At 72.4% G+C, this 15,238-nt stretch carries 14 protein-coding genes and 1 tRNA gene; 6 read left to right on the top strand and 9 right to left on the bottom strand.

Going from position 1 to position 15,238, the window contains the following annotated elements:
- Positions 1–3 precede the first annotated feature (3 nt).
- Positions 4–1,062 (top strand): aspartate-semialdehyde dehydrogenase, encoded by a 1,059-nt coding sequence (locus tag IEY96_RS27535; protein ID WP_189197711.1) that lies wholly within the window; start codon positions 4–6, stop codon positions 1,060–1,062.
- A gap of 83 nt (positions 1,063–1,145) precedes the next feature.
- Here IEY96_RS27535 and IEY96_RS27530 read toward each other — a convergent pair whose 3' ends face one another.
- Positions 1,146–2,654, bottom strand: a complete 1,509-nt coding sequence (locus IEY96_RS27530; protein WP_373293656.1) for a diguanylate cyclase domain-containing protein — start codon at positions 2,652–2,654, stop codon at positions 1,146–1,148.
- A gap of 130 nt (positions 2,655–2,784) precedes the next feature.
- Between IEY96_RS27530 and IEY96_RS27525 the strand changes: the two genes are divergently transcribed.
- Positions 2,785–3,564: a phosphodiesterase gene (locus tag IEY96_RS27525; RefSeq protein ID WP_189197709.1), complete on the top strand. Its 780-nt coding sequence runs from the start codon at positions 2,785–2,787 to the stop codon at positions 3,562–3,564.
- Positions 3,456–4,292 (top strand): histone deacetylase, encoded by an 837-nt coding sequence (locus tag IEY96_RS27520; RefSeq protein WP_229791936.1) that lies wholly within the window; start codon positions 3,456–3,458, stop codon positions 4,290–4,292. Before IEY96_RS27525 ends, IEY96_RS27520 begins: the two co-directional genes overlap by 109 nt.
- On the opposite strand, the gene IEY96_RS27515 is transcribed toward IEY96_RS27520, so the two are convergent.
- Together IEY96_RS27515 and IEY96_RS27510 are read right to left on the bottom strand one after the other, a co-directional pair.
- Positions 4,267–4,836, bottom strand: coding sequence for a hypothetical protein (locus IEY96_RS27515; RefSeq protein ID WP_189197708.1), 570 nt, complete (start codon positions 4,834–4,836; stop codon positions 4,267–4,269). The genes IEY96_RS27520 and IEY96_RS27515 overlap by 26 nt on opposite strands.
- Positions 4,837–5,370: 534 nt before the next feature.
- Positions 5,371–6,174, bottom strand: coding sequence for an alpha/beta fold hydrolase (locus IEY96_RS27510; protein ID WP_189197707.1), 804 nt, complete (start codon positions 6,172–6,174; stop codon positions 5,371–5,373).
- A gap of 285 nt (positions 6,175–6,459) precedes the next feature.
- On the opposite strand from IEY96_RS27510, the gene IEY96_RS27505 reads away from it, so the two are divergent.
- Positions 6,460–8,199, top strand: coding sequence for a bifunctional metallophosphatase/5'-nucleotidase (locus IEY96_RS27505; protein ID WP_189197706.1), 1,740 nt, complete (start codon positions 6,460–6,462; stop codon positions 8,197–8,199).
- Positions 8,200–8,266: 67 nt separating this feature from the next.
- Here the strand turns inward: IEY96_RS27505 and IEY96_RS27500 are convergent, their stop codons facing one another.
- The gene (locus tag IEY96_RS27500; protein WP_189197705.1) at positions 8,267–9,547 is read right to left on the bottom strand and encodes an MFS transporter; all 1,281 of its coding nucleotides are present in this window, start codon (positions 9,545–9,547) and stop codon (positions 8,267–8,269) included.
- Between the two features lie 110 nt (positions 9,548–9,657).
- On the opposite strand from IEY96_RS27500, the gene IEY96_RS27495 reads away from it, so the two are divergent.
- On the top strand, positions 9,658–10,131 hold the full coding sequence (locus IEY96_RS27495; RefSeq protein ID WP_189197704.1) for a hypothetical protein: 474 nt from the start codon (positions 9,658–9,660) through the stop codon (positions 10,129–10,131).
- A 19-nt stretch (positions 10,132–10,150) separates the two neighbouring features.
- Here the strand turns inward: IEY96_RS27495 and IEY96_RS27490 are convergent, their stop codons facing one another.
- From IEY96_RS27490 to IEY96_RS27470, 5 genes are all read right to left on the bottom strand, one after another.
- A complete protein-coding gene (locus IEY96_RS27490) occupies positions 10,151–11,263 on the bottom strand; it encodes a calcium:cation antiporter (protein ID WP_189197703.1) in 1,113 nt (370 codons plus the stop codon).
- Positions 11,264–11,542: 279 nt separating this feature from the next.
- The gene (locus tag IEY96_RS27485) at positions 11,543–11,932 is read right to left on the bottom strand and encodes a hypothetical protein (protein ID WP_189197702.1); all 390 of its coding nucleotides are present in this window, start codon (positions 11,930–11,932) and stop codon (positions 11,543–11,545) included.
- 559 nt (positions 11,933–12,491) lie between these two features.
- Positions 12,492–13,361, bottom strand: coding sequence for a hypothetical protein (locus IEY96_RS27480; protein ID WP_189197701.1), 870 nt, complete (start codon positions 13,359–13,361; stop codon positions 12,492–12,494).
- Positions 13,362–13,656: 295 nt separating this feature from the next.
- Positions 13,657–13,733, bottom strand: a tRNA-Pro gene (locus IEY96_RS27475).
- 75 nt (positions 13,734–13,808) lie between these two features.
- Positions 13,809–14,702, bottom strand: a complete 894-nt coding sequence (locus IEY96_RS27470; RefSeq protein WP_189197700.1) for a metallophosphoesterase — start codon at positions 14,700–14,702, stop codon at positions 13,809–13,811.
- Between the two features lie 25 nt (positions 14,703–14,727).
- On the opposite strand from IEY96_RS27470, the gene IEY96_RS27465 reads away from it, so the two are divergent.
- Positions 14,728–15,183 (top strand): GatB/YqeY domain-containing protein, encoded by a 456-nt coding sequence (locus IEY96_RS27465; RefSeq protein WP_189197699.1) that lies wholly within the window; start codon positions 14,728–14,730, stop codon positions 15,181–15,183.
- Positions 15,184–15,238: the final 55 nt, after the last annotated feature.

The raw sequence follows: 15,238 nt of genomic DNA, 5'->3' as shown, positions 1-15,238 counted from the left end.
CGGATGTCGTCGCTGCCCACCCTCGCCGTGGTCGGAGCGACCGGTGCCGTCGGCACGGTGATGTGCCAGATCCTCTCCTCCCGCCGCAACGTGTGGGGCGAGATCCGGCTGCTCGCCTCCGAGCGCTCGGTCGGCCGCCAGGTGCAGTGCCGGGGTGAGATGCTCACCGTCCAGGCGCTCACCCCCGAGGCGTTCGACGGGGTGGACGTGGCCATGTTCGACGTCCCGGACGAGGTCTCGGCCGAGTGGGCGCCGATCGCGGTCAGCCGCGGCGCGGTGGCGGTGGACAACTCCGGCGCGTTCCGCATGGACCGCGACGTGCCGCTGGTCGTCCCCGAGATCAACCCCGAGCAGGTCCGCAACCGGCCGAAGGGGATCATCGCCAACGCCAACTGCACCACGCTCGCGATGATCGTGGCGATCGCCCCGCTGCACCGCGAGTACGGCCTGCGCGAGCTGGTGCTCGCCTCGTACCAGGCGGTCTCCGGGGCGGGGCAGGCCGGCGTGGACGCGCTGCACGCCCAGCTCGGCAAGATCGCCGGGGACCGGGTGCTCGGCTCCCGGCCGGGCGACGTCCGGCAGGCGGTCGGCGACGAGCTGGGTCCGTTCCCGGCGCCGCTGGCGCTCAACGTGGTGCCCTGGGCCGGCTCGCTGGCGGACGGCGGCTGGTCGTCCGAGGAGCTGAAGATGCGCAACGAGTCGCGCAAGATCCTCGGGCTGCCCGACCTCAAGGTCTCCGCCACCTGCGTCCGGGTGCCGGTGGTGACCGGTCACTCCGTCGCGGTGCACGCCGTCTTCGCCACCGAGGTGGACGCCGAGGGGGCCCGCGAGGTGCTGCGCAACGCGCCCGGTGTGATCCTGGTCGACGACCCGGCCGCCGGCGAGTTCCCGATGCCGATCGACGCGGTGGGCACCGACCCGTCCTGGGTCGGCCGGATCCGCCGCGCCGTCGACGACCCCCGTGCCCTGGACCTCTTCGTGACGGGCGACAACCTACGCAAGGGCGCCGCCCTGAACACAGCCCAGATCGCCGAACTCCTGGCCAGGGAACTGACCCACTGACCCCCGCCCCTCCCGTCGATCTTGCACTTTGTGCCCGGGTGAACCGGGCCGAAAGTGCAGGATCGCGTGGGTGGGGTGGGGGGTTACGCGGCGGAGAGGTGTACGCCGTCTCGGCCCTGTTGTTTCACGGCGTAGAGGGCCTGGTCGGCGCGGCGTAGGGTGCGCTCCGGGGTTTCGCCGGGGCGGGGGAGGGCGACGCCGACGCTGATGGTCCGGCCGACGCGGCGGGCGGCCTCGGTGAGCCGCTCGGCGATCCGGACGGCCTCCTCGGGGCGGCTCACCTCGATCACCGCGACGAACTCGTCGCCGCCGGTGCGGTACAGCTCGTCGCCCTGGCGCAGCGCCGCCTCCAGCGCCCGGGCCAGCCCCACCAGCAGCCGGTCGCCGGCCTGGTGGCCGTACGTGTCGTTGACGTTCTTGAAGCCGTCCACGTCGATCGCCAGCAGGGCGGTACGCCCCGGCGTGGCGCTCGCGATCCGCTGCCCGAACGGCCCGGTGTGGCGCAGCCCGGTGAGCGGGTCCGAGCTGGCCTGCTCGCGCAGCCGGGCGAGCGTACGCAGCCGGTCGAGGCAGGTCCACGCCTGCCCGGCCAGCAGCTCGATCAGGTTGACCGTGGTCGGGTCGGGGCGCAGCAGCCGCTCGTCGGCGACCAGCAGCACCCCGCCGCCGTCCGGCGGGCCGACCGGCACCGCCACCAGGGTGCGCGCCCCGGCCCGGGTCAGCGGCAGGTAGTCCTCGGTCGGCGGGTGCCCCGCCTCGCCCAGCGTGTACGCCGAGCCGTGCCGGTGCGCCCGGGCGATCATCCGGCCGAGCGCCGCCGGCCCGGCCTCGGCCAGCTCGGCCCGGATCCGGGCCTCCAGCGGGCCGGGGGTGCCCGTCGGCGCGCCCAGCCGGGGCTCGCGCCGGCCGGCGAGGATCAGCACGGCGGCGGAGAGGGCCGAGACGTCCCGCGCCGCGGTGATCGCGGCGGTCATCAGGTCCCAGTCGGTGGGGGCGGTGGTCATCGCGGCGGCGTGCCGGAGCAGCTTCTCGCTGCGGCTCTCGGCCGGCGGACCGCCGAGCGCCCCGATCCGGGCGCCGAGCCGGTCGGCCAGCCGCTGTGCGGTCGCCCGCCACCGGTCGGTCTCGACCGGGCCGCTCCACTGGAGGTCCAGCACGCCGAGCGGCCGGCCCGCCCGGTCCCGCACCGGCACGCAGATCTCGGCGGTGACGTCGGGGCGTACCGGGAGGTAGTCGGGGTCGGCGGTCACGTCGGGGACGGTGGCGGGCTCGCCGGAGTCGTACACGCGGGCCACGATCGACGGCTCCGGTTCCCGGCGCGGGGTGCCGGCGTTGTCGGCCGCGGTCTTCAACGGCACGGTGGAGAAGACCTGCCAGGCGCCGGTGGCGGCGACGCAGCGGAGCCGGCCGTGGACCTGGAGCAGGATCGAGATCGTCGCCGGGGTGTGCCGGGCCAGCGCCGCGACGGTCCACTGGCACGCCTCCAGCGCGGTCGACGCCATCGGAAGGCGGACCGTGACGTCTCGGACGACTCGCTCGTGATCCACGTCGTTCCTGCTCGGAGGGGGCGGGGCGCGATCAAGGGTACTCATCGTGGGAGCCGGCGACCTTCGTACACATGTGCTATCCACAGGCTGTGGACGGGGCCTGTGGGTGCGCGGGGCCCCGCGGCGGAGGTCGGCGGCGATAGCGTGGGGGTCCCGGGCTCGTCAGGAGGCGCCGATGCTCATCGCCCAGCTCAGCGACCCGCACGTGACCACCGGCCCGCTCGCCGCCGAGCAGGCGTCCGGGCTGCACCGGGCGCTCGGCCGGGTGCTCGCTCTGCGCCCCCGGCCCGACTGCGTCGTGATCACCGGCGACCTGGTGAGCAACGGTCGCCCGGACGAGTACCTGGCGCTGCGCGAGATCATCGCGCGCTTCCCGCTGCCCGTCCACCTCGCCGCCGGCAACCACGACGACCGGGAGTCCCTGCTCGACACCTTCGGTGGCACCCCGTACCTGGGTGGCGGCTTCTCGGCCCACTACCACGTGGACCAGTCGGACGGGACGCTCGTGGTGCTCGACTCGCACGCCCCCGGCGACGACGCCGGGCGGCTCGGCGACGACCAGCTCGGCTGGCTGGACGGCGTGCTCGCCGGCCGCCCCGAGGCACCCGCCGTCGTGTGCCTGCACCATCCGCCCGTCGCGGTCGGCGTCCCGGCCATGGACGCCATGGGGCTCACCGACGCGGACGCCCTCGCCGAGGTGATCGGGCGCCACCCCCACGTGGTCCGCGTCGCCGCCGGCCACCTGCACCGGCCGGTGACCAGTGCCTTCGCCGGCACGGTGCTGACCACCGCGCCGAGCACCTGGATGCAGGTGAGCCTGGCCATGGCGGACGACGCGGAGATCGGGTGGGTCGCCGAGCCGACCGCGTTCCTGCTGCACCTGGTGTCGGCCGGCGGCTGCGTGACGCACACCGTCCAGGTCAGCCACGCCGCCGGGCGGACCTGCTGGTTCTGACCGAGCGGCTCCTCTGGTACGTCGCGTACGGCTCCAACCTGCACGCGGCGCGGCTCGACCGGTACCTGCGCGGCGGGCGCCCGCCCGGTGGGCTGCGCACGTACCCGGGCTGCCGGGACTGCCGCCCACCGCGCCGGACGGTTCCCGGGCTGATTCCCGGCGGCGTCTACTTCGCCGGCGAGTCGCGCGCCTGGACCGGCGGGATGGCGTTCTACGACCCGGACCTGCCCGGCCGGGCGGCCGTGCGGGGCTACCTGGTGACGGTCGAGCAGTTCGCCGACGTGGCGGCGCAGGAGATGTACCGGCCGCCCGGCGCGGACCTGGACCTGATCCGGGTGGCGGTGGAGACCGGCCGCGCCACCCTCGGCCCCGGCCGCTACGAGACCCTGCTCCGGGTCGGTACGCGCGACGGCCTGCCGATGCTCACCTTCACCGCCCCGCACCGGGCGTCCGAGGTGGACTGGGCGTCGCCCGCCCCGGTCTACCTCGGCATGCTCGCCCGCGGGCTGCGCGAGGCGCACGGCTGGGGCGTCGCGAGGATCACCGGCTACCTGGCGGCCCGGCCCGGGGTGCGGGGCAGGTGGCCCCGGACGCGGGTCCGGCACCTGGCCGTGGAGGCGGTCGCCGAGGCGGGACGCGGCGGAGGCCACCGGGACCGGGTCCCGATGGCCTCCGCCCTCAGCTCCGTGAGGTCGAGGTGGATCAGAGCGCCCCGAGGATGCGGTTGAGCAGGGCGACCAGCCCGTTCAGGGCCCCACCGGCACCGCCGGTGTTGTCGAGCAGGCCGGCGACGGCGCAGAGCAGGTTGCCGAGCAGGTTGCCCGGGCCCTGCTGCGCGGTGATGTCGAGCACCACCTCGTCCAGGTGCACCTGAAGACCGAGCAGGTTGAGGTCCAGCGGGCCGAGGTCCAGGTTGAGGATGTCGCAGGTGGCACTGGCCTGGACCGGCACGGTGATCTGCTGGCTGATCGCGCCGAGCGACGTCCCGGCGGAGTTGGTCAGGGTGCCGGCCAGCGTGCCGACGGCGGCCAGCTGACCGTCCTGGTTGACGAACCGGGTGGGCGTGAAGGTGCCGGCGAAGCTGCCGGCTCCGCCCAGCGCGTCGGTGAAGCTGCCGGTGACGGGCGTGCTCACCGCGGGTGCGGCCGCGGGTGCGGCGGCCGGTGCCTGCTGGCTGACCGGCGCGGCCTGCGCGACACCCGTCGTGGCGAGGACCATTCCTACGCTCGCGGCCAGGGCGACGGAGGCGGTTCGGAGACGTGCTGCATGCATGAACTCTTCCTTCCTCTGGGTCTCTCGTGCGTCCACCCGGTACCCCTGACCGACCCAGCGAATCGAATAAAATTCTTCACTTTCGATCTGTTTCGGACAGCTCGCCGCAGGTCAGGCGCCTGTCGACTCCTCGCTCCGTGCGCCCGCTCCGTGCGGTGCGGGTGATGGTCGAGAGCGGACAGTCGGCCTCTGCCGACCGGCCGTCGGTCGTGGCCCACCGATCGGTCACGATCGGCTCGTCCGGCGATATATTTCCGCCGGGGAAGGTTGTGCGGGCAAGCGTCTCCGCATGACATGGACGGTGTCCTCGCCCGTGGGGTCACCGGAGGCCGCTCCACGCACCAGGTGCGGCTCCGGCTTCGGCCCGTACGCCGACAATCGGGCCAGCCCTCCCGGCTGGCGAGTGGCGGCGGACAGCGGGGACGGCCACACCGCCGGCGGGTCCGCCCGGCGCACGGCGCCGGCTCCCTGGTCCCTGGGAGTCGGTGCCGTGGGCGCACCGCGATCGCGGCGGAACGGTCGGGACGGGTGGCTTCAGCCGAGCAGGGCGTCGCGCAGCGCGGGGGCCAGCACCTCCGGCGGCACCTCGTGGAAGCCGCCCGCCAGGCTGAGGTGGGTGGCCCCGGGGATCGCCCCGGCGGTCGCCACGGCCGCGTCCCGCAGCCACGGCGGGCTGCCGGTGCTGTCCAGCACCACGGTGGGCACGGTGATCGTCTTGAGCCGGTCGGCGGGCAGGCCGGCGTAGCCGGTGACCGTGGTGTCGTAGGCCAGGGTGTGTGCCAGCCCCGCCATCCAGGCCCATTCCGGGGCGCCGCGCATCCCGCCGACCGCCTCGGCGGGCACGCCGACCGCGTCGGTCAGGAAGAGGGCGACGGCGTCGTCGCGCCGGCCGGCCGCGACCAGTTCGCTCAGCCGCTCGGCCAGCCCCGGCTTCGCGCCGCCGTGCGGGCCGGCCTGGAACGGCGGCTCGAAGAGCGCCAGCCCGCTGACCGGCACCCCCTCGGCCACCGCGTACGCCGCGAGGATCGCGCCGGACGAGAGGCCGTAGAGGTGGGCGCCGGGGCCCGCCCGGTCGATCAGGGCGGCCACGTCCTCGATCTCGCGCTGCACCGCGTACGGACCGGTGTCGCCGCTGTCGCCGCGACCCCGCCGGTCGTAGCCGTAGACGGTGAAGTCGGCGGTGAGCGCGGCGGCCAGCGGGCGCGTGGTGCTCCGGTCGTTGAAGGCCCCGCCGACCAGGAGGATCGGCGGCCCGTCGCCGGCCGTCTCGTACGCGATCGTGGTGCCGTCGGCGGACCGCACCGAGTCCACCGTCCAGTTGGTCCCGCTCGACTCCATGGCTACATTCCTAGCCCATACCTCCGACAGGGGCGCGGCGTGAAGGAATTCATCCCCCGGTCATGTCCGACTAGTCGGACGTACCGGCGCAGGTTGCTGTCGATATCCACAGTTGAGATGCACTGCCCCGGTCGACCGATCGCTTGACGGGTGGCAAGCTTGCTTCGGCAGGCGGCGTCCCCCCGACCGCCGTCATCCGCGATCGACCCCTGTCACGGCACGTCCAGGGTTACCGGTGCGAACCATCGCCCGGACAGCCACGCGCCGAGTCTCACGAGGAGTTCCATGTCCGTCCCCGGGATGCGCCGGGCCGCCGTCGGCCTGGCCGCACTCGCCGCGACCGCGTTCACCGCGGTCGCCGTCAACCCCAACCAGGCCGAGGCCGGCCCGAAGCCGGTCGACGTCAAGCTGCTCGCCATCAACGACTTCCACGGCAACCTCGAGCCGCCGACCGGCTCCAGCGGCTCCATCGCCGGGCAGCCCGCCGGTGGCGCGGCATACCTGGCCGCCCACCTCGACGCGCTGCGCGGCACCACCGAGGAGGAGCGGGAGCGCACCATCACGGTCGCCGCCGGTGACCTGATCGGCGCCTCGCCGCTGCTCTCCGCCGCGTTCCACGACGAGCCCACCATCGAGGAGATGAACCTCGCCGGGCTCGAGTTCACCAGCGTCGGCAACCACGAGTTCGACGAGGGCGCCACCGAGCTGCTCCGGATGCAGAACGGCGGCTGCCACCCGGTCGACGGCTGCGCCGACGGCACGCCGTTCGCGGGCGCCGAGTTCCAGTACCTCTCGGCGAACGCCTTCAAGACCGCCACCGGCAAGCCGCTGCTGCCGCCGTACGGCATCAAGAAGGTCGACGGCGTCAAGATCGGCTTCATCGGGATGACCCTGGAGGGCACCCCGCAGATCGTCAGCCAGCAGGGCGTCGCCGGCCTCTCCTTCGCCGACGAGGCGGACACCGCCAACAAGTACGCCCGCATCCTGCGCGCCCAGGGCGTGCAGGCCATCGTCGTGCTGCTGCACGAGGGTGGCGTGCAGAACGGCGGCGGCATCAACGACTGCGTCGGCTTCAGCGGCCCGATCGTCGACATCGCCAACCGGATGGACCCGTCCATCGACGTGATCGTCAGCGGGCACACCCACGCCGCGTACAACTGCAACATCAACGGCAAGCTGGTCACCAGCGCAAGCTCGTTCGGCCGCCTGGTCACCGACATCGACCTGAAGGTCGACCGGCGCAGCGGTGACATCGTCAGCGCGTCGGCGAACAACGTCGTGGTGACCCGGACCATCGACCCGCACGGTGCCACGAACGACCTGATCACCCACTACAAGACCGCCCTCGGCCCGGTGGCCGACAAGGTCGTCGGCGAGACCACGAGCGTGATCAACAAGACCCAGGAGAACCTGTACCAGACCGGGGTCGACGTCAACGGCAAGCCGACGTACCAGACCGGTGAGTCGCCGCTCGGCAACCTGATCGCCGACGCCCAGCTCCTGGCCACCGACAACGAGCAGAACGCGGTCGCCGCGTTCATGAACCCCGGTGGTGTCCGCGCCGACCTCGACGCCGGCCCGGTCACCTACGCCGAGGCGTTCACCGTCCAGCCGTTCGCCAACAATTTGGTGACCCTGGACCTGACCGGCGCTCAGCTCTACTGCCTGCTGGAGCAGCAGTTCACCACCGCCAAGGTGCTGTACGCGTCCTCGACCGTGCACTACGTCGTCGACGTGAACGGCACCACGGCGCCGGCCGGCACGCCGTGCAGCGGCACCCGCGTGGTCCGGGGCAGCCTCACCATCAACGGCACCCCGGTCACCGACACGGCGACCTACCGGGTCACGGTGAACAACTTCCTCTCCGGCGGTGGTGACGGCTTCAGCGTCCTCACCGGCGGCACGAACGCCGTCACCGGCATGATCGACCTGGACGCCTTCACCGCGTACCTGACGGAGAAGTCGCCGGTCTCCGCGCCGGCCCTGGACCGGATCCAGACCACCGCGGAGGTCCCCGCCGCCTGACGGCCGACCGCACGACGACGGGCCCCCGGAATGCTCCGGGGGCCCGTTCGTGTGCTGACGACGGCCGCTATGCGTGCGCGGGCTCCGGCTCCCGGACAAGGGCGGCGGCGCGGCCGTCCTGGGCGGCGGTGAGCAGCGGGCGCAGCGACAGGGCCAGCACCGAGGCGGCCAGGCAGCCGCCCACCACGACCGCCACCCAGAGCCGGCCGTGCGCCGCGCCGATCAGTGGGCCCGCGGTGACCGGGCCGATGACCCCGCTGATCCCGAAGATCATCGAGCTCATGGCGTTGTACCGGCCGCGCAGCTCGTCGGTGGCGAGCGCGTTGGTCAGCGCCGGCATCACCGGCGACAGCATCGTCTCGCCGAACCCGAAGATCGCCGAGCAGGCCACCACGCCGAGCGCCGCGAGCAGCGCGTTGCCCGTGCCCACCACGCCGGCCGCGCCGAGGACCAGCCAGGCGGTCGCGAAGACCGCGCCCACCGCGGCGAGCGCGCCGGTCCGGCTCCGCCCCTCCATCCGGCGGATCACCAGCAGCTGGGACAGCACGATCATCACGGTGTTGCCGGCGAGCGCCCAGGCCACCACCCGGGGCGACACCTCCACCACCCGCACCGAGTACGCCGCGAAGCCCACCTCGATCTGCGCGTAGCCGCAGGTGGTGAGGACCAGGCCGAAGAGGACCAGCCGGCGGAACGGCCGGTCCCGCAGCACGGTGAGGTAGCCGCCGGGCGCCGTTCCGGTGTCCGCCGCCCGGTCCTGGGCCAACCGGTGCCCGACGTGCGGCAGGGTGAGCAGGATGAGGCCCGGCATCAGGTAGCTCACCGCGTCCAGCACGTAGATGGCCTGGAAGGTGACCGGGCGGGCCACGTCGACCACCGCGCCGGAGATCAGGCCGCCCACGCCGATGCCCAGGTTGAGCAGGGCGAAGTTCAGCCCGAACACCCGCTGCCGCTCACCGTCGCCGGTGAGCGAGGCGAGGATGGTGTTCTGGCCGGCCCAGATCGCCGAGCTGCCGATCGCGATCAGCGTCATCACGCCGAAGGCCGACGCGGTCGAGTCGACCAGCGCCAGTGAGCCGGTGCCTATCGCCTCCACGAGCAGACACGGCAGCACCACCCGACGGGCGCCGAACTTGTCGATCAACGTGCCGCCCAGCGGCGACAGCGCCAGTGTCACCGCCCCGAACCAGCCGATCACCAGGCCGGCCCGGGCATCGCTCAACCCGCGTACGTCGGTGAGGTAGATGAAGAGGAAGGGCAGGGTGAGGCCGCGCCCGACGGCCGACAGCAGGGTGCCGATCATGATCCGGCGGGCTTCGGGACGGGCGGGCAGGGCGCGGCGCAGCATGGCTGCATTCTTGGCGGCGGGTACGACGACCCGCGACCGGATTTGGGCCGGCCACGCGCTCGGCGGAGCCGCCGGGTGACCAAGCTAACCCCGTCTGCCATGCTGGCGCGGTGACCAGCACCTGGCGCCACCTGCCCGCCCCGGCCCGCGAGATCGCGCAGGCGGCCACCGAGGCGGTCGGGGCCGCGCAGGCCCGGGACGCCGGGGCGTACCAGCCGGCCGTCGAACGGCTCGCCGCCGCGGACCGGGCCGGGCTGGTGCTCGGCGGCGTGGTCCGGTTGCTGCTGGAGGAGGGCCACCCGGACGGGCTGGACGGCGACGACGTCCGCCAGGTGCTGGAGCGCTGCGTCCGGTCCACCGCGGCCTGGCTGCCCGACGTCGACCCGCACGTGCTGCTGGTGCTGCTGGCAAGCGCGCTCGGGGTGTACGACCCGGGCGACGACGACGCACCACCGGATCCGGCCACGATCGCCCGGCACGCCCCGCTGCTCGTGGCCGACCTGCTGGCGGCCACCGGGCGGCCCCTGGCCGACTACCTGTCGGCGGCGTTCGCCGAGGTCGCCCGCACCGAACTGCAGGACTGACCGCCGCCGCCGGCGCCGGTCACGGGCTGGCGGCGAGGAAGACGAACGCGGCGAGCAGCACCAGGTGCACCCCGCCCTGGAGCACGGTGGCGCGACCCGGCACGACGGTGAGCACGCCGGTCACCGCGGTCAGCGCGAGCAGCGTCAGCTGGGTGCCGCCGAGGCCCAGCAGCAACGGGCCCTCCAGCCAGATCGAGGCCAGCGCTATGGCCGGGATGGTCAGGCCGATGCTGGCCATGGCCGAACCGAGCGCCAGGTTGAGGCTGATCTGCACCCGGTCCCGGCGGGCCGCTCGGGCGGCGGCGAGGGTCTCCGGCAGCAGCACCAGCAGGGCGATGACCACGCCGACGAACGCCTGCGGGAGGTTCGCCGCCTCGACGCCCGACTCGATCGCCGGGGAGATGGTCTTCGCGTCGCCGACCACCGCGACCAGCGCCACGACCAGCAGCGCCAGGCTGGCCAGGGCGGTACGTGTGGACGGCGGGTCCGCGTGCCCGTCGCCGTCGGCGTCCTCGGGCATGATGCTGCCCTCCTGCGTCACCGGCAGGAAGTAGTCGCGGTGCCGGCCGGTCTGCACCATCACGAACAGGCCGTACAGGGCGAGCGAGGCGACCGCCGCGAAGGCGAGCTGGGCGGGGGAGAACTCCGGTCCGGGCCGGCTGGTGGTGAAGGTCGGCACCACCATGCTGAGGGTGGCGAGCGTGGCCACGGTGGCCAGCGCCCCGCCCGTACCCTCCGGGTTGAACACCGCCACCCGGCGGCGCAGCGCGCCGAGCAGCAGGGACAGGCCGAGTATCCCGTTGCAGGTGATCATCACGGCGGCGAAGACGGTGTCCCGGGCCAGCGCCTGCGTCTTGTCGCCGCCGCTGATCATCAGCGTGACGATCAGCCCGACCTCGATCACGGTGACCGCCACCGCGAGCACCAGCGAGCCGAGCGGCTCGCCGACCTTGTGCGCCACCACCTCGGCGTGGTGCACGGCCGCCAGCACGGCCCCCGCGAGCAGCGCGGCCACCACCACGATCAGCGGGCCGGGCAGGTGGCGGCCCCAGGTGGCCGCGAGCACGAGGACCGCGATCAGGGGTAGGAGGGTGGTCCAATCGGTCAAGCGGGATCGAATCAGTGCCGGCATGCTGTCAACTGTGCCAGCCCGGACATTCTCGGAAGCCTCTGCGTCGCCATGGCACATCAACCATGACGGCCGGAGGGAGGCCGCCCCTCACGCAGTGGTCCCTGAAACGGGTGGACCATGCCCGCATCCCCCGGTTCGGACAAGCAGGATCGACGAGATCGGGACGGCCCACCACTGTCCTCGATAGAGCTGCTCGAAATGACAATGAAATTGGACCGCCGATTCAGCTTAATCCGATCGGCGGTCCAATTCATTGTCGTTATCGGTAGGCCGACACGATCAGCAGGTCGCCGAATCCATGATGCGAATCTTGTCGACGGTCCAGAACCCCGTCGGGGTGTTGCTGTTGTTGACGCCCGAGTTGGGACGCAGGCAGTAGGTGTAACCGTTGGTGTAGTGCAACAGGGCTCCGTCGTCGTTGCGGGTGTTGTAGACGTAGTAGGAGCCGTAGGCTGATGAGCTGAGGGTTTGGTACGAGCTGGTGATGTCCTTGTAGGCGGCCGTCCACCTGCGAGCGTCCCAGTCGGCCTTGGTCTTGTAGAAACAGACCTGGGGATAACCGCAGCCGTTGGCCGTTCCCGCGCTGGCTGGCGAGGCAGTCACCACGCCTACTGAAATTGCCGCAAAGGCCCCCGCCGCCAGGGCGCCGACGATCCGCTTGACCCTCATTCTTTCCCCCGCTTTCGTAAGAGCAACTGCAGTGAACATAGCCGATGTCGCTGCTCTTGAGAAGGGTTCAAATGACGGAACCTTGTCCCCGCTGCTAAGGCCCGGTCACAGCTGTTCGGCGTCGGCAAAAGTGTCGCCCCTTTGTGGAGGGATGGGCGGGGCGGCGGCCCGCCTCGTCCAACGAGGTGCGGTGGGGCGGCGGCGTAGGTGAGGCGAAGGTGGGGTTGGGAGTTCGGCGGCACACCAGAGGTGGCCGGGAAAGGGGATGGCTGCCTTCGGCGGCTGCAGCGGCTGGTCAGTCGGATGCCGGCGCAGCTCGACGTGATCGACGCCACAGAGTTCCGCGGTCGTTGCTACCTTCTCGCCGCGTCCGCCGAGTGATGATCCCGGAAACGGATCAAGGCCCTTCCGCGGAGGGGCCTTGACCTGCTGTCACCTCTGGTCGGGGTGGCCGGATTCGAACCGACGTGGCGGTGGTGGTCCCGGAAACGCCGGAGGCCGCACCCGGTGGAACCGGCTGCGGCCTCTCACCACCTGATGCCGAGGGCGCGCTCGCGAGTCACTGGCGGCGGACGTACATGCCGAGGAGGACGGCGAGGCCCGCCAGGGCGACGAGGCCGGCCAGGACGATGAGGACCACCCCGATCAGCAGAAGCGGCGAGAAGACGGCGTTCCTTACGACCGCCGCGGTGTTGGCGTCGGTGTCGTTGGCGGAGGTGTTGCCGCTGCCGGCGGCGGCGGCGCTCGGCGTGCTGGTCGGCGTGGCGCTGGGCCTGCTGGTCGGCGTGGCACTGGGCCTGCTGGTCGGCGTGGCGCTGGGCCTTCCGGTCCCGGCGTTCGGGCTGGTGGTCGCGGCGCGCGGCCTGGTGGTGGCGGGCTTGGGCGCCGCCCCGGATGGGGGTGGCCGGTTCGAGATGTGGACCTCACCACGCGCCGCCGGGTCCCCTCCCTCGCAGTGCTGTTCGAACGTAGCGTCGAAGGTCTGCACATAGCCCTGGGGACCGAAGACCGCTTTGATGATCGTGAAGGAGCCGGTCAGCTCGTTGCATCCCCGCCCTTCGCCGCTCAGGTCCAGGCCTGGGCCGGTCCCGTTGAACGGGTGCCGGTGCGCGGCGGTATAGGTGCGCGGGACGAGAACCTGCGTGCCGGGTGCGTCGAAAGTGAGGGTCCACCAGTCGCCGTTGTAGGCGTTTACCGAGATGCTGACCGTGCTGCCGGTCGAGCTGGAGACGGTCAACCCGTCGCCGTTGCCGGTGGAGTACGAGTACGACTTACCTTGGCTGATGTAGTCACCGCTGTCCCCCCTGAAGCTCAGGGACCCGGTGGAAACCGTCTGCGCCTGGGCCGTGCCGGCCACGAGTAGGCCGCCGACGGCCGCCGTGAGCGACAGGGCAGCGGCCAGGACGCGCCGCCGCCAGAGCACCTTCATGGTCTGTCTCCCCACCGGCCCAACCGGCGCTGCGCACGGTCCAGCCGTCCGAATATGATCCAAACCAGCACTAGATCAGACACTCCAGCGAGACCCGGTGTCAACGATCGTGTGAGGTCTTCGTCAAGGATCATGTGGGACGGGACCGGCGAACCGCTCAAGCGCGGCACTCGCGTGACCGGGATCGCAGGGCACCTGCGTGGTTTGCTGCCTTCTCGCTGTCTCCGCGAGCGCACTGATACCCCGGAACGAATCAAGGCCCCTCCGTGGAGGGGCCTTGACCTGCTGTTACCTCTGGTCGGGGTGGCCGGATTCGAACCGACGACCTCTTCGTCCCGAACGAAGCGCGCTACCAAGCTGCGCCACACCCCGAGGCGTGCCGACAAATAGTAGCCCACCCGGTCCGATGGTCAAACTCGGTACCCCCCGCCCCGGGACGCGGGTCGCTCAGCGCGAGATCAGGGTGAGCACGCTCGCCTCCGGGGGGCAGGCGAAGCGCACCGGCGCGGTGGGGTGGGTGCCCAGGCCGGCCGAGACGTGCAGCCAGGAGTCGGAGCCGGGCCAGCGGTGCAGACCGCGCGCCATCGACCGCGGCAGCCCGCAGTTGGTGACCAGCGCGCCGTAGCCGGGCACGCAGACCTGCCCACCGTGGGTGTGGCCGGCGAGCAGCAGCCCGAAGCCGTCGGCGGCCATCCGGTCCAGCACGGCCGGCTCCGGGGAGTGGGCCAGCGCGATGGAGAGCGCCGCGCCCGGGCTGACCGGCCCGGCCACGGCCGCGTAGTCGTCCCGCTCGATGTGCGGGTCGTCCACGCCCACCAGCTCGATCTCCCGGCCGCCGGCCTTGAGGGTGGTCCGCGCGTTGTTGAGGTCCACCCAGCCGGCGCCGGTGAAGACGTCGCGCAACTCCTCGTACGGCAGTGGCACGCCCTCGGTGTACTCCCGGTCGGGCAGGAAGTAGGTGAATGGGTTCTTCAGGACCGGTCCGGTGTAGTCGTTGGAGCCGAAGACGAAGGCGCCGGGCAGGTCGAGCAGCGGTTGCAGGGCGCGCAGCACGCCCGGCACGGCGTCCGGGTGGGCCATGTTGTCCCCGGTGACCACCACCAGGTCCGGGTCGAGGGCGGCCAGCGAGGCCACCCAGTCCTGCTTGCGCCGCTGGTCGGGCATCATGTGCAGGTCCGACAGGTGCAGTACGCGCAACGGCTCGGCGTCGGTCGGGAGCACCGGTACGTCGTACCGGCGCAGGGTGAACATGTTGCGCTCGATGAGCGACGCGTAGGCCAGGGTGGCCGCCCCGGCGGCGACGGTCCCGGCCGCGAGCCGGAATAGTGTGCGCTTTCGCATGGCGTTCAGGGTAGTTTGACCGTCCATGAGCACGCTGAAGGACCGTCTCACCGCCGACATGCGCGCCGCTCTCAAGGCGCGCGACGAGCTGACCACCTCCACGCTGCGGATGGCCCTCGCGGCCGTCGGCACCGCCGAGGTCGCCGGGAAGGAAAAGCGCGAGCTCAGCGACGACGAGGTGCTCGCGGTGCTGACCAAGGAGGCGAAGAAGCGGCGCGAGGCGGCCACCGCCTTCGCCGACGCGGGTCGCGCCGAGCAGGCCGGCAAGGAGACCGCCGAGGGCGAGGTGCTGGAGCGCTACCTGCCGAAGCAGCTCTCCGACGACGAGCTGACGGGGCTGGTCTCGGGGGCGCTGGCCGCGGGCGGCTTCACCGGCAAGGCGCAGATGGGCCCGGCCATGAAGGCGGCCCAGGCCGCGGTGGCGGGCCGGGCCGAGGGCGGCCGGGTCGCCGCCGAGGTACGCCGGCAGCTCGGTCTCTGACCGCCCTGGTACGACGAAGCGGGCGGGCACCCACCAGGGGTGCCCGCCCGCTGTC

Source organism: Micromonospora fulviviridis (genome assembly GCF_014648395.1).
Taxonomy (GTDB): domain Bacteria; phylum Actinomycetota; class Actinomycetes; order Mycobacteriales; family Micromonosporaceae; genus Micromonospora; species Micromonospora fulviviridis.
Note: the sequence above shows the minus strand (reverse complement) of the source record. Positions and strands in the feature narration are given on the sequence as shown.

What these genes read in the sequence shown, in the direction of transcription:
- IEY96_RS27500 (WP_189197705.1), bottom strand. Translation starts at nt 9,547, where the DNA reads ATGCTGCGCCGCGCCCTGCCCGCCCGTCCCGAAGCCCGCCGGATCATG.
- IEY96_RS27470 (WP_189197700.1), bottom strand. Translation starts at nt 14,702, where the DNA reads ATGCGAAAGCGCACACTATTCCGGCTCGCGGCCGGGACCGTCGCCGCC.
- IEY96_RS27505 (WP_189197706.1), top strand. Translation starts at nt 6,460, where the DNA reads ATGTCCGTCCCCGGGATGCGCCGGGCCGCCGTCGGCCTGGCCGCACTC.
- IEY96_RS27480 (WP_189197701.1), bottom strand. Translation starts at nt 13,361, where the DNA reads ATGAAGGTGCTCTGGCGGCGGCGCGTCCTGGCCGCTGCCCTGTCGCTC.
- IEY96_RS27525 (WP_189197709.1), top strand. Translation starts at nt 2,785, where the DNA reads ATGCTCATCGCCCAGCTCAGCGACCCGCACGTGACCACCGGCCCGCTC.
- IEY96_RS27485 (WP_189197702.1), bottom strand. Translation starts at nt 11,932, where the DNA reads ATGAGGGTCAAGCGGATCGTCGGCGCCCTGGCGGCGGGGGCCTTTGCG.
- IEY96_RS27465 (WP_189197699.1), top strand. Translation starts at nt 14,728, where the DNA reads ATGAGCACGCTGAAGGACCGTCTCACCGCCGACATGCGCGCCGCTCTC.
- IEY96_RS27515 (WP_189197708.1), bottom strand. Translation starts at nt 4,836, where the DNA reads ATGCATGCAGCACGTCTCCGAACCGCCTCCGTCGCCCTGGCCGCGAGC.
- IEY96_RS27490 (WP_189197703.1), bottom strand. Translation starts at nt 11,263, where the DNA reads ATGCCGGCACTGATTCGATCCCGCTTGACCGATTGGACCACCCTCCTA.
- IEY96_RS27510 (WP_189197707.1), bottom strand. Translation starts at nt 6,174, where the DNA reads ATGGAGTCGAGCGGGACCAACTGGACGGTGGACTCGGTGCGGTCCGCC.
- IEY96_RS27530 (WP_373293656.1), bottom strand. Translation starts at nt 2,654, where the DNA reads ATGAGTACCCTTGATCGCGCCCCGCCCCCTCCGAGCAGGAACGACGTG.
- IEY96_RS27535 (WP_189197711.1), top strand. Translation starts at nt 4, where the DNA reads ATGTCGTCGCTGCCCACCCTCGCCGTGGTCGGAGCGACCGGTGCCGTC.